This window comes from Anaerorhabdus furcosa (assembly GCF_900167375.1).
GTDB lineage: Bacteria > Bacillota_I > Bacilli_A > Erysipelotrichales > Erysipelotrichaceae > Anaerorhabdus > Anaerorhabdus furcosa.
This window is the reverse complement of record NZ_FUWY01000001.1, coordinates 208,207-222,262: the sequence shown is the minus strand read 5'-3', so window position 1 is coordinate 222,262 and position 14,056 is coordinate 208,207. Positions and strand designations below refer to the sequence as shown.

Here is a 14,056-nt window from a genome sequence, read left to right as displayed (position 1 = left end):
AGATGGTTTTCTTATAGAGGTGAGACTATGTTTAAGAATGAATGGACTCCTTTTTTAAAGGAAGAATTTGAGAAAGATTATTTCAAACGATTATCAGCTTTTATTCATGAAGAATATGAACACAAAAAAATATATCCAATCAAGCAAAATGTATTCGCTGCTTTTGAGAATACAGATTTTTCTGATGTAAAAGTGGTGATATTGGGACAAGATCCATATCATCAACCCAATCAAGCTCATGGGATGTGTTTTTCTGTACAAAAAGGTGTTGCTATACCACCTAGTTTATTAAATATATACAAAGAATTATACAATGATTTAGGATATCCAATTGCGAAGCATGGTTATTTGATGTCGTGGGCAAAGCAAGGAGTATTCTTATTAAATACAATTTTGACAGTAGAGGATTCAAAACCCCTATCACATAAGGGAAAAGGGTGGGAAATTTTTACTGATGAAGTAATTCGCAAATTGAATCGCAGAGAAAAACCAATGGTATTTATTCTTTGGGGAAGAAATGCTCGCGATAAAAAGGTTCTTATTACAAATCCAAATCATTTGATACTGGAGGCATCACATCCTTCTCCTTTATCGGCACATACTGGTTTTTTCCAAACAAAACCTTTTTCAAAATGCAATCAGTTTCTTGAAGCTCATCATCAAGCACCAGTAATGTGGAAGATTGAAGACTAGCTATGTTTAATACAGTTGAACAAGCAATTGAGTGGATTACTGCGCAAAGAAATCCATCTCGAGGAATTGAAGCGTTTCGAAGTTTAATGACAAGGTTAGGAAATATTCAAGATAAGATTCCATCAATCCATGTGGCAGGGACTAATGGAAAAGGAAGTACTTGTACATTTTTAAAGGATTGCTTAAATGAAGCGGGATATACAGTAGGAACATTTACGTCGCCACATATGGTTAAACATCAAGACCGGATACGCATCAATGGTAAGTGGATTGACGATGATAGCTTCTTGAGGATTTGTAATGAATATTATTCAGTCTTTATCGAAAATGAATTAAATATGTTTGAGATTGATTTTATCATAGCGTGTGAGTTTTTCATTACGCAAAGTGTAGATTTCATGGTTATTGAAGTGGGCTTAGGAGGAAGATTAGATTGTACAAATTGTTTGCATCATCCTCTTATATCTTGCATTACATCCATTGGCTTAGATCATATGGAATTGCTTGGTGATACAAAAGAGAAGATTGCATTTGAAAAAGCAGGAATTATTAAAACAGATTCTATTTGTGTTGTTGGTCAAGTGAGTGATTCTGTATTTAATGTAATCTTAAAACAAGCTAATGAAATGCATTCAAAAATTATACGATGTAAAGAAGTCATAAAAATAGATGAGGCATCATTTCTTTTTAATAAGAAAAGATATGAAATACAAAGCAAAGCAAATTATCAAATGCAAAATGCAACAGTAGCACTAACGATACTTAATGAATTAAGTAGGATGAATAAAATAAAAATTACCAATGATCAATTATTCAATGGAATTAAAAGAAGTAATTGGGAGGGACGTTTTGAGATTGTAAAAAAACATCCTATTCTATTGCTTGATGGTGCACACAATGAAGAGGGCATAGATGCTTTGTTATCTTCTATTAAGAACTTACCTAAACCATGGATATTTGTATTCTCTGCATTAAAAGATAAACCTGCATTAAAAATGGTTGAGAAAATTTATAATGTTGCAGATGAGTTGATTGTTACAGAGTTTGATTTCTATCGAGTTGAACATGCGATTAATTTAAAGCAATATGATGATATACTATGTATTGAAAATGCAAAAGAAGCCATTAATCGAGGAATTCGTGATGCCGAGGAAAGTGGAACATGCATTGTATGTGGTTCTTTATACTTTATAAGTGAGATACGTGATTATTGTCTGGAAAAAGGGAGAAATGATGAATAATAAGCGAGTGATATTAGAAGAATTAGAAGGATATCGTAAAGAAGCCTTGAAGTGGACGACGATAACTATTGTAACATTTGCAATAGGAGCCCTTTTAGCGATTACAGGTTTTTTCTTTTTGGTTTTAGTTGGTATTATACCTGCTATAATTAGTGGTAAGAAAAATAAAGAATTCAAAATGCGTTATAAGAATTATTTCTTAGCGAGTCAATTTGAAGAAGTATTTGAAACACCAGTGAATGTTGATTTAAGTGGTTATTCTGAATCAAAGATTAAAAACTCTTACTTAATCCCAGAGGGGAACCGATTTTATAGTGATGATTTAATTAGTTTAGAATACAAGGGTGTGAAAATTAACCGCGGTGATGTAACAATTCAAACAGTAACATCAACAGGTAAAACAACAACGACGGTTACAAACTTTCAAGGGCAATATATGGTGTTCTCATTCCCCAAAAATATTACAGAGTTTATGGTTATTAAAGAAAATGCATTTTTTGGCAATAAACCTGGAGGGATGTTCTCAAATTGTCCCAAAACAAGTAAAGTTGAATTTGAAAGTATTGAGTTTAATAAAATGTTTGATGTCTATGCTAGCAATGAACATGAAGCTTTCTATTTATTAACACCGCAATTCATGCAAGTTATCATGGATTTTAGGAAGAAAAATAGTCATGAAGTTTATTTTGGATTTATGAATAATGAATTTCATGTTGCAGTAAATACGGGAAAAAATCTATTTGAACCAAGTATATTAAAATCAGTGACAACAAGTGATAGTGAGTTTGATAAAGGACATATTTACGATTTAAAGGATATGATTGAACAGTTTAGGCTGATGGAGGAATAAAATGGAAATGATATGGATAGTAATTGGTATTGTTGTTATAGTAGGGTTCATGATAATTAACATTTATAATCAATTGGTTAAATATAAAATCAAAGTTGAAGAAGGTGCATCAGGTATTGATGTAGCACTTGTAAAGAGATATGACACCATTACAAATTTAGTGGAATGTGTTAAAGGATATGCAAAACATGAAACAGAAACATTAGAAAAAGTAATTGAATTACGTAATTCAATGAGTATGAAAGAAAAATCAAATTTGGAGAATCAATACAGTGAGACACAAACAAAACTGTTTGCGATTGCAGAAGCTTACCCAGATTTAAAAGCAAGTACTAATTTTGAACAATTACAAAAAAGTATTTTTGATGTTGAAGAGCATTTACAAGCTGCACGACGTCTATATAATTCTAATGTTTCCATCTTTAATCAAAAGGTAGAAATGTTTCCAAGTAATCTTATTGCATCAATCATGAAATTTTCTAAATTTGACTTCTTTGAAGCAAATGAAAATGAAAAACAAAATGTGAATATCCAAATTTAAGAAAGTAATGAAAATTACTTTCTTTCTTTTTTCTAAAAAGGTGAATAGATGCTTTTAAAAAATTTGACTTTGGGTTATAATGAAAATATAAATAAAGATCATGTGAGGGAAAAGATCATGAGACAAAATAATAATATGGTTGCAATGATTCTAGCGGGTGGAAGGGGCTCGCGACTTTTTGAACTAACCAAAAAGGTGGCTAAGCCAGCAGTTTACTTTGGTGGTAAATATCGAATCATCGATTTTCCACTAAGTAATTGTGCAAACTCTTCAGTAGAAGTAGTAGGTGTTTTAACGCAATATGAGTCAGTACTATTAAACTCTTATGTTGCAAGAGATCATCATTGGGGATTGGATGCGAAAGATAGTGGTGTTTTCGTTTTACCTCCTCGTGAAAAAGATGAAACAGGATTTGGAGAATATCGTGGTACTGCGGATGCGATAACTCAAAATATTGATTTCTTAGATCAAATGAAAGCAGAATATGTTTTAGTTTTATCAGGAGATCACATCTATAAGATGGATTATGCTGATATGCTTGAACATCATAAGAAAACAGGTGCAGATGCAACAATTGCAGTACTTGAAGTACCTTTAAAAGAAGCAAATCGTTTTGGAATTATGAATACAGATAAAAATGATATCATTGTAGAATTTGAAGAGAAACCTGCGAAGCCAAAGAGCAATCTAGCTTCAATGGGTATCTATATTTTCGAGTATAAACAATTAAGAAAATATTTATTACAAGATGAAAAGAATCCTGATTCTAGTCATGACTTTGGTAAAGATATCATTCCTAATTATTTAGCAGATGGTAAACGTTTAACAGCTTATCGTTTTAAAGGATATTGGAAAGATGTTGGAACAATTGATAGTTTATGGGAAGCAAATATGGATTTGATTAATCCGAATAATGAATTAGATATTTTTGATCTTGATTGGAAAATTTATACAGAAGACGTGAATGCAGTACCACAGTTTATTGGTGAGAATGCCGATGTAAACAATGCATTGATAACACAAGGTTGTCAGGTATATGGAAGTGTTAAGAATTCAGTATTATTTACCAACACGGTAATATCACAAGATGCTAAGATAATTGATTCTGTCATTATGCCAAACGCAACAGTAGGTAGAGGTGCAAAAGTAACACGTTGCATTGTTGCTGATAATGTTGAAATTGCGCCTGGTGCTGTTGTAGGAAACAAAGATAGTGAAAATATTCTTCTTGTAGCAAAGAATGTTTCTAAATAGGAGGACAGAAAAATGGTTGATGCATTAGGGATTATAAATTTTGAAGACTCAACTGCTGATATTGAAGGTTTAGGTAATTATCGACCTGTACCTGCAATTAGTTTTTTGGGACGTTATCGAATCATTGACTTTGTCTTGTCAAATATGACAAATTCAGGGATGTCTCAAATTCAAGTTCATATCAAAGAAAAACCAAGAAGTTTGATTGAACATTTAGGAACAGGATTGCATTACAATATTAACTCAAAGCGTGGAAAACTTAGATTACTTTATGGTGAAAGTAAAGTAATGTCTGAAGTATATAATCATGATATTGGAAGTTTTATTCAAAACATGCAATACATTGAAGATTCTAATAAGCCTTATGTGATTATTGCTCCAAGCTATATGATATATAAAATTGATTACACTGAAGTATTAAAAGAACATATTGCATCACAAAATGACATTACAGTTCTTTATAAGAATGTTGATAATGCGAAAACAGAATTTATTGGTTGTGATACATTAGTTATGGATAAAGATAAACATATTACTTCAATTGAAAAGAATCGTGGTAAATACAAAACACGTGCTGTTTCCATGGAAGCTTATGTATTAAGTAAAAGATTATTTATTGAATTAGTAAATCGTGCTGCAAATACAAGTGCACTTTATTGGTTTAAAGATATTCTTAGAGAAGTATGTGGTGAATTGAAAATGGTAGGATATCCAGTACGTGGATATGTTGCATGCATTAATACACTTCCATCTTATTTCAAAGCAAATATGGAATTACGCTGTCCTGATATTGCATCGGATTTATTTGTAGAGGATTGGCCAATTCATACAATGACCAATGACTCAGCACCAACACGTTATTCTAAAGATGCACAAGTATGTAGTAGTGTTGTTGCTAATGGATGTGTTATTGAAGGTAAAGTTGAGAATTGTGTTATTGGACGAAATGTAACTGTGAAAAAAGGTGCGGTTGTTAAGAATTGTATTATTTTACCAGGTGCCTTTATTGGTGAAAGTGCGAAGTTAGATAGTGTTATTGTGGATAAGAGTGCAATTGTTCATCATGTTAAGAAATTAGTTGGAACTCCTGAAGCTCCAATTTATGTAAAACGTGCTGATAGAATCTAGGAGGTTTTATGAAATCGATTTTATTTGCAGCAGCTGAAGGATTACCATTTATTAAAAGTGGTGGTTTGGCAGATGTTATTGGATCATTACCAAAAATATTAAATGAAAAAGGATATGATGTACGAGTAGTATTACCTTTATATAAAAAGGTTGCGGAAAAGTATTTTGATAGTTTTGAGTATTTAGGTACTGTTCAGATTAAAATTGGATGGATTGATCAACCTGCGAGTTATTTTAAAACAGAAGTTGAAGGTGTGACATATTATTTTGTGCAACACCAAGCATATTTTGAAAGAGATGCATTGTATGGATTTGCAGATGATGGTGAAAGATTTTCTTTCTTCCAAAAAGCAATCTTGGAAATGTGTAAAATGTTGGACTTCTTTCCAGATATCATGCATGCGCATGATTGGCATACAGGAATGCTTGCGGCACTTACAAAGATTCATTATGGTAGTGATTGGCGATTTGATAAAGTTAAACACGTTTATACAATTCACAATTTAGCTTTCCAAGGAAATTTCCCTAAGGATATTCTTGGCTCATGTTTGGGGCTTTCGTATAAGTATTACGAAGATGGATCAATGCGTTTTGATGGTGGAATAAGTTTTATGAAGACAGGAATTGTGTATTCTGATAAAGTAACTACTGTTTCTCCTTCTTATGCAAAAGAAATTCTTACAGCTGAGTATGGTGAACATTTAGATGAAATACTTCGTTATCGTCAACATGATTTATGGGGTATCGTAAATGGTATTGATACAGTTGAATGGAATCCACAAACGGATAAGCACATCACGAAAAACTACACAATGAAGAATGTGCAAAAGGGGAAGCGTGATAATAAGATAGCATTGCAAAAAGATTTAGGATTAAGAGAAGCACCCGATGTATTAATGGTAGGTATCGTATCACGTTTAACTTATCAAAAGGGTGTATACTTGATTGCTGAACGTCTTGCGGATATTATGGGACTTGATCTTCAATTTGTTGTGTTGGGTACAGGTGAGCAAGATGCAGAGAGTACATTTAGATACATGGAAGAAAAATATAAACGTCGTGCTGTTTATTATTGTGGATACAATGAAGAATTGGCTCATCGTGTTTATGCATCATGTGATTTATTCTTAATGCCTTCTCTTTATGAGCCTTGTGGTATTGGTCAATTGATTGCGATGCGTTATGGTTCACTACCACTTGTTAGAGAAACAGGTGGCTTACGTGATACAGTTCATGCGTATAATCAATATACAAATGAAGGAAATGGATTTAGCTTTTGGGCATTTAGTGGCGATGACTTAGTTCATACATTAAGATGGGCAACAGATACATACTATACAAATCCTGAAGGTTGGAAATCTCTAGTACAGCATGCAATGGAAACTGATGTAAGTTGGGAATATAGTGCTAACTTATATCATGAGTTATATGAAATGATCTAGAAGTTATAGGTAGGATGAGAGTTCTACCTTTTCTAATTATCAGTTAATGGGAAAATGGAAATGGATAACTTATTGAGAGTATTGATATTTTGTTGCATAATAAAAACTTAATAATTATAATGTATACAATAACTAAAATTAGAATGTATTGAGGTGATAGATATTAAACTTGAATTAGTAAAATCGAAATTACAAAGTGTATCGAAACTGATTAAGTTGATTACTTTTTCTTCAGATGTATCTGAAGGTACAGTAATAGAAGTATCTGAATTAGCAGATGGCATGAATTTAATTCAAAAAGAACTTGAAGAGATATGCCATGAATTGGATCAAATCATTGAGAATCAAAAAGAAACGGAATAAGTATCCGTTTCTTTATTTTTTTGTTGTAAAGTTTTGTGCTATATAATTTGCAATAAATGATATTTTATCAATGTTTTCATTCTCTGTATTTGTTGTTAAGAAAATCTTTTCATCAGTAGGTATAAATTGATCGTCACAACTTTCTCCAAATAAGATATAGTCTACCGATAAATCTAGGACTTTTGAGAAATTTGCGAGTGTTTGTATCGACATTCCTTTTTGGCCTAATTCAATATCGGATAAAAACTTAACGGTGATATTTAGTTTATCAGCAAGATTTTCTCTTGTCATTTTCATGAGTTCTCTTTGCTTTCTTAGCCTTAACCCAATTTGGCTTATATTTAGTTTATCCATTGGTTACCTCCACTTTTAGTTTACCCTTAATAGTTTATGTGTTAAATGAACAATAGGTGTTGAAAAAAGATAACTATTAGGGTATAATTAATCAAGATAAGTCTAATATTAGTGAATTATGGCTAGGCGTTTAGATTTAGAATAGAACTACCAGGTGGTCTATCATTGACTAAACATAAATCAATGAAATTAGACGATTGAATTAATTAATTTTCCAGAGCTGTATGTGCAGATTTTAATGAGTTTAGAACCCAACTCCGACTCATATGAATTTGAAACATCATTTCATAAATTAAAAATCATTAGTTACCCACTTATACACTATACAAAAGCACTACAGTTTCTGGCTATTAAAATACTCTTGGTGCACTAAAAGATATAGAATAAGGTCCATTCTTTTTTTTGAAAAATGATTGAAATTGCATTTAATTTTAAGATTTATGGAGTAAAAAAAAGAATAAAAAAGTACTTTGTTGAAGTAAGCGTTTTCAAATTGTGAAATCTTACACAAAGTGCTTTTTTTACGTTTACTTCAATTCGCTATCGGTGGTATAATTTAGTAGCAAAGAGGAGGATAATTTGCATGGCAAAACAAACTGTAAAAGATTTAGATGTAAAAGGTAAACGCGTCATAGTTCGTGTTGACTTCAACGTTCCTTTAAAGGATGGTGTGATTACGAATGATAATCGTATTCAAGCAGCACTTCCTACAATCAACTATTTAACTGAAAATGGTGCAAAGGTTATTTTGATGTCACATTTAGGAAAGATTGATCATAAAGATCCAGAAAAATGTGAAGCAGGTAAAAAGAAAAATAACATGGCTCCAGTTGCTGCACGCTTAGCTGAACTTGTTCCAGGTAAAGTAACTTTTGTTCCTGAAACTCGTGGTGAAGTTTTAGAAAAAGCTGTTGCAGAAATGAATGATGGAGATATCGTTCTTATTCAAAATACTCGTTATGAAAAAGGTGAAAGCAAGAATGATCCTGAATTAGCTGCATACTGGGCTAAACTTGGAGATTTATTTGTTTCTGATGCATTTGGTTCTGTACACAGAGCTCATGCTTCAACAGTTGGTATTGCAACACACTTACCAAGTGCTTGTGGATTCTTAGTACAAAAAGAAATTGAAAACTTAAGTGCAGCTATCGACAATCCAAAACGTCCATTAGTAGCAATCTTAGGTGGAGCAAAAGTTTCTGACAAGATCGCAGTTATTGAAAATTTATTAAATATCGCTGATAAAGTTATTATTGGTGGTGGTATGGCTTATACATTTGCTGTTGCTGAAGGGCATGGCGTTGGTAATTCATTACTTGAAGCAGATAAAGTGGATATGGCAAAAGATTTCATGGCTCGTGGTAATGGAAAATTAATCCTTCCTGTGGATACAGTTATTGCAAATGACTTTGAAAATCCAACAGATATTAAAACAGTAGATATCGATGCAATGCCTGATGGTTATATGGGTCTTGATATCGGTCCTAAAACAATTGAATTGTTTAAAAAAGAATTACAAGGTGCTCATACAGTAGTATGGAATGGACCTATGGGTGTATTTGAAAAACCTGAATTTGCTACAGGAACTATTGAAATTTGTAAAGCAATTTCTGAATTACCTGATGCAATGACAGTTATTGGTGGAGGAGATTCTGCTTCTGCTGCAATTAACTTAGGATTCAAAGACAAATTTAGCCACATTTCAACTGGTGGAGGAGCTTCACTAGAATATATGGAAGGTAAAGAACTTCCAGGTATCGCAATCATTCAGGAGAAAGCATAAAATGAGAAAACCGATTATTGTTGGAAACTGGAAGATGAATAAAACTTGTAAAGAAACAGTTGAATTCATCAATGCAATTGAACCAGTTTTACATGATGCTGCTGATTATGGAGTAGGTGCTCCATTCACAGCACTTAAAGATGCAACTGCTACTGCAAAGAATTTAATCATTGCAGCAGAAAACTGTCACTTTGAAGACAATGGCGCATTTACTGGTGAAGTAAGTGTTCCTATGTTAGAAGAATTAAATGTTAAGTATTGTATTATTGGTCATTCTGAACGTCGTACGATGTTTGGTGATACTGATGAAACAGTAAACAAAAAAGCAAAACGCTTAGTTAAAGCTGATATTACTCCAATCGTTTGTATTGGTGAAACTGAAGCTCAATATGATGCAGGTCTTACTGAAAAAGTAATTCGTGATCAATTAACAGGTAGTCTTGCTGACATGTGTCCTAACTGTGTTAAAGACATCGTTATTGCTTATGAACCAATTTGGGCTATTGGTACTGGTAAATCTGCTAGTAAAGATGATGCTCAAAACTGTTGTGCAATTGTACGTGACCAAGTTCGCAAAATGTATGGTGATGATGCAGCTGAAGGTGTTCGTGTACAATATGGTGGATCAGTTAAACCTGAAAACATTAAAGAATACATGGCTTGTGAAGATATCGATGGAGCACTTATTGGTGGAGCTTCATTAAAAGTTGATTCATTCACAGCAATTATTGACGCAACAAAATAGTAAAAACAAGTGAATAGTGGTTTAAAAATAAACCTATCAAATGTATAATGATAAAAGAAAAGAAGGAGGGTATTATAATGCCTTATATAGTAGACGTTTACGCACGCGAAGTTATTGACTCACGTGGAAATCCAACAATTGAAGTTGAAGTTACAACAGAATCTGGTGCATTTGGACGCGCAATGGTTCCATCTGGTGCATCAACTGGAGAAAGAGAAGCTCTTGAATTACGTGATGGAGATAAATCTCGTTTCTTAGGAAAAGGTGTTTTAAAAGCAGTAAGCAATGTAAATGACATCATCGCTGATGCAATCGTCGGTATGGATGTTACTGATCAATGTGGTGTTGATAAAGCAATGATCGAACTTGATGGTACAAAAGACAAATCTAAATTTGGAGCTAACGCTATCTTAGGTGTTTCAATGGCTTGTGCTATTGCAGCAGCTGATTACTATGGTATGCCTTTATACCGTTACTTAGGTGGATTCAATGGTAAAACATTACCAGTTCCAATGATGAACGTTCTTAATGGTGGTAGCCATGCTGACTCTACAGTAGATTTCCAAGAATTCATGATTATGCCTATTGGAGCTACAGATATTAAAGAAGCATTACGTATGGGAGCTGAAACATTCCACAACTTACGTAAAGTATTAAAAGCTAAAGGATACAACACTAATGTTGGTGATGAAGGTGGATTCGCTCCTTCTTGTAAAGATGGTAATGAAGAACCTCTTCAATTAATTGTTGAAGCTATTAAAGCTGCAGGATACAACCCTTCTAAAGAAGGTAAACCTGGAGATATCGCTATCGCTATGGACGTAGCTGCTAGTGAATTCTACAACACAGAAACTAAAGTTTATGAACTTGTTAAATCAAATGGTGGTACAAAAACTACTGCTGAAATGATTGATATGTATGCTGAATGGGTAGAAAAATATCCAATCGTTTCTATCGAAGATGGTCTTGGAGAAAGAGACTGGGACGGATGGAAAGTATTAACTGATCGTATCGGTGATAAGATCCAAATCGTTGGTGATGACTTATTCGTTACTAACCCAGCTATCCTTAAAGAAGGAATCGACAGAGGAATTGCTAACTCAATCCTTATCAAAGTTAACCAAATCGGTACACTTACAGAAACATTTGATGCTATGACTATGGCTAAAGAAGCTGGATATACTTGTGTAGTTTCTCATAGATCTGGTGAAACAGAAGATACAACAATTGCTGATATCGCTGTTGCATTCAATGCTGGACAAATTAAGACTGGTTCAATGTCTCGTACAGACCGTATTGCTAAATACAACCAATTAATCAGAATCGAAGATGAACTTGGCTGTGTTGCTAAATACCTTGGACGCCAAGCTTTCTACAACGTTAAAAACAAATAGTTTAATAAAACTCATTAACTTCGGTTAGTGAGTTTTCTTATGTTGACAAAAGATGTCATGTTACCTAATGTATAATATAAATAAGAGGTAATCGTATGGAGACTGTTAAGGCGAAAACAATTATAACGAATTGCAAAAATGATTTTTGGTTTGGAACAAAATATAATATGAACATTTATCGTGGATGTTGTCATGGTTGTATTTATTGCGATTCTAGAAGTGATTGTTACCATGTTGAAAATTTTGATCAAGTACGTGCTAAAGAAGATGCATTAAGAATAATACGTGATGATTTAAGACGAAAGAAAGTAAAAGGTGTAGTAGGTACAGGTGCAATGAGTGATCCGTACAACCCATTTGAAGAAAAGGAACAACTTACTCGCCATGCATTGGAATTGATAAATGCATATGGATTTGGCGTAGCTCTTGCAACAAAAAGTGATTTAGTCACGCGTGACATTGATATTTTCAAAGAAATTAAACAACACTCTCCAGTACTTGTTAAAATGACAGTGACTACAGTAGATGATGAGCTTTCTAAAATAATTGAACCACATGTATGTGTTAGTTCTAAACGATTTGAAGCATTAAAAAAGTTAAGTCATGCGGGAATTAATACATGTATTCTATTGATGCCTAATTTACCATGGATAACTGATAGTGATGAAAATATTCTAGCTTTAGTAAAAAAGGCACATGAATGTGGTGTGAAATATATATATTCTGGTTTTGGTGTTACATTAAGAATGAATCAAAGAGATTATTATTATGAAAAGTTAGATCAATATTTCCCAGGACTTAAAGAAAAATACCAAAAGAAATATCGAGATAATTATTCATGTGCTATACCAAATGTTAGAACGAAATATAAAATGTTTGTGGAAGAATGCAATAAATATGGAATTATAACGGACATGAAGAAAATAGTTGAGGATTATCAATCTCCTTATAGGAAGTCCCAATTAACTTTTTTTGACGAGTTGAGAGAAAAATAGATTGAAACCTTTTCGTACCCTCTCTATAATTAATGATTAGTGGGGGTTATTTTATGAAGAAAATAATATGGGTGTTGATGATTTTAATGCTGGTGGTTGGGTGTAGTAGTAGCCCTAAAATAATAAGTTATGCTGGGATGGATCATGAAGCGATTTATCAAGATATGAATAAGAAGAAGATGGTCAATTTCTCTAGCACTTTTGTTTATGTTGTATTTGAAGATAAGAATTCAAATTGGGAAATTACAGGTATTTTAAATACAGCGAAAGATGCAAGTGATAAATTGGGGGAAATAAGATTTACCTATGAAAATGAAGAAGATTTCTTTTATGGTAATGTGTACATAAGTGATCCAATAAGTCCATATTCTGATAATAATCTTGTCATTGATGAGGATGCAAAAAATAAATACATAGAAATTATCGATGAATTGGGTATGACTGAAGAGGAAATGCATGATTACCTTGTATATTTAGGTGAAACTTATGCATTACCAGGAGATGAATGGGCTAAATTCGATGATCTTCAACAAGATTGGTTAATTGAGGATCAAAAAATATCTAAAGCAGTTTGTACTTTTGAAAATAATGAAGTAAAAGATTCACTTACAATGTTATCTGAGACGGGTGTTCATGTGGATGGTGTATTGTGGGAAACTACATATTTTAATCCAACAGATGAAATCATAACAGCAATCAAAGACACAGCAAAATCATATGAAGGAATTCTTGGTTTAGAATATGAAATTGATGAGAAAACTGATCAAGTTGTTACAAAGTTGGTTATTCAATATACTTCATTAAACCAATCTGATTTAGAGCGAGTTGGTCTTGTTACTGGTGGTGATGGACTTAGTGTTATTATCGGTTTTGATGAATCAGTAGCTGGTTTTAAGGAAGATGGGTACACATGTGAGGTAGTTAGAGAGTAATAAGAGTCTAAATAGGCTCTTTTCTTTTGTAAACTAGGAATGTATTTGCAAATTTACATCCATATGCTATAATTATTTAGCAATGTTTTATTCATTCGCTAGGAGGAGAAGTCTATGCTAGATATTTTATTGATGGTCGTATCCGCTGCATTAATAATACTTTCTTTACTACAAAGTGGAAAATCAGATGGTATCTCAGGTGCTTTTACAGGTAGCGGTGGATTAAATCTATTTGCCAACACAAAAGAAAGAGGATCAGAGAAAATTATTTCTAACCTAACTTTAGGAGTTGGTATATTATTCTTTGTCTTAGTTATATTAATGAGAATTATGTAGGAAAG

At 32.8% G+C, this 14,056-nt stretch carries 15 protein-coding genes; 14 read left to right on the top strand and 1 reads right to left on the bottom strand.

The genetic code is table 11. The features are described from left to right. Positions 1–27 precede the first annotated feature (27 nt). The 8 genes from B5D14_RS01170 (at position 28) to B5D14_RS01135 (ending at position 7,512) form a co-directional block, all read left to right on the top strand. On the top strand, positions 28–693 hold the full coding sequence (locus B5D14_RS01170; protein WP_078710748.1) for a uracil-DNA glycosylase: 666 nt from the start codon (positions 28–30) through the stop codon (positions 691–693). 2 nt (positions 694–695) lie between these two features. Continuing rightward, on the top strand, positions 696–1,934 hold the full coding sequence (locus B5D14_RS01165) for a bifunctional folylpolyglutamate synthase/dihydrofolate synthase (RefSeq protein ID WP_078710747.1): 1,239 nt from the start codon (positions 696–698) through the stop codon (positions 1,932–1,934). Beyond that, the gene (locus tag B5D14_RS01160; RefSeq protein ID WP_159443679.1) at positions 1,927–2,784 is read left to right on the top strand and encodes a DUF3137 domain-containing protein; all 858 of its coding nucleotides are present in this window, start codon (positions 1,927–1,929) and stop codon (positions 2,782–2,784) included. Before B5D14_RS01165 ends, B5D14_RS01160 begins: the two co-directional genes overlap by 8 nt. A gap of 1 nt (position 2,785) precedes the next feature. Further along, positions 2,786–3,325: a LemA family protein gene (locus B5D14_RS01155; RefSeq protein ID WP_078710745.1), complete on the top strand. Its 540-nt coding sequence runs from the start codon at positions 2,786–2,788 to the stop codon at positions 3,323–3,325. Positions 3,326–3,442: 117 nt separating this feature from the next. Further along, positions 3,443–4,579 carry a glucose-1-phosphate adenylyltransferase gene (locus tag B5D14_RS01150; RefSeq protein ID WP_078711122.1) on the top strand — a complete coding sequence of 379 codons (1,137 nt, stop codon included), beginning with the start codon at positions 3,443–3,445 and terminating at the stop codon, positions 4,577–4,579. 12 nt (positions 4,580–4,591) lie between these two features. Continuing rightward, the gene (gene glgD, locus B5D14_RS01145; RefSeq protein WP_078710744.1) at positions 4,592–5,707 is read left to right on the top strand and encodes a glucose-1-phosphate adenylyltransferase subunit GlgD; all 1,116 of its coding nucleotides are present in this window, start codon (positions 4,592–4,594) and stop codon (positions 5,705–5,707) included. Between the two features lie 8 nt (positions 5,708–5,715). Continuing rightward, positions 5,716–7,149, top strand: coding sequence for a glycogen synthase GlgA (gene glgA, locus B5D14_RS01140; protein ID WP_078710743.1), 1,434 nt, complete (start codon positions 5,716–5,718; stop codon positions 7,147–7,149). 153 nt (positions 7,150–7,302) lie between these two features. Next, complete coding sequence (locus B5D14_RS01135; protein ID WP_078710742.1) at positions 7,303–7,512, top strand: hypothetical protein; 210 nt, start codon at positions 7,303–7,305, stop codon at positions 7,510–7,512. A gap of 12 nt (positions 7,513–7,524) precedes the next feature. Here the strand turns inward: B5D14_RS01135 and B5D14_RS01130 are convergent, their stop codons facing one another. Continuing rightward, complete coding sequence (locus B5D14_RS01130) at positions 7,525–7,866, bottom strand: helix-turn-helix domain-containing protein (RefSeq protein ID WP_078710741.1); 342 nt, start codon at positions 7,864–7,866, stop codon at positions 7,525–7,527. Positions 7,867–8,449: 583 nt separating this feature from the next. On the opposite strand from B5D14_RS01130, the gene B5D14_RS01125 reads away from it, so the two are divergent. The 6 genes from B5D14_RS01125 to secG all read left to right on the top strand — a co-directional run bounded on the left by B5D14_RS01125 (position 8,450) and on the right by secG (position 14,051). After that, on the top strand, positions 8,450–9,649 hold the full coding sequence (locus tag B5D14_RS01125) for a phosphoglycerate kinase (RefSeq protein WP_078710740.1): 1,200 nt from the start codon (positions 8,450–8,452) through the stop codon (positions 9,647–9,649). A gap of 1 nt (position 9,650) precedes the next feature. Then, positions 9,651–10,394: a triose-phosphate isomerase gene (gene tpiA, locus B5D14_RS01120; RefSeq protein WP_078710739.1), complete on the top strand. Its 744-nt coding sequence runs from the start codon at positions 9,651–9,653 to the stop codon at positions 10,392–10,394. Between the two features lie 77 nt (positions 10,395–10,471). Continuing rightward, entirely contained in the window at positions 10,472–11,788 is a 1,317-nt protein-coding gene (eno, locus tag B5D14_RS01115) for a phosphopyruvate hydratase (protein WP_078710738.1), read from the top strand. Positions 11,789–11,883: 95 nt separating this feature from the next. Continuing rightward, a complete protein-coding gene (locus B5D14_RS01110; RefSeq protein WP_078710737.1) occupies positions 11,884–12,783 on the top strand; it encodes an SPL family radical SAM protein in 900 nt (299 codons plus the stop codon). A gap of 53 nt (positions 12,784–12,836) precedes the next feature. Beyond that, entirely contained in the window at positions 12,837–13,715 is an 879-nt protein-coding gene (locus B5D14_RS01105) for a DUF1307 domain-containing protein (RefSeq protein WP_159443678.1), read from the top strand. A 114-nt stretch (positions 13,716–13,829) separates the two neighbouring features. Continuing rightward, complete coding sequence (gene secG, locus B5D14_RS01100) at positions 13,830–14,051, top strand: preprotein translocase subunit SecG (RefSeq protein ID WP_078710735.1); 222 nt, start codon at positions 13,830–13,832, stop codon at positions 14,049–14,051. Positions 14,052–14,056: the final 5 nt, after the last annotated feature.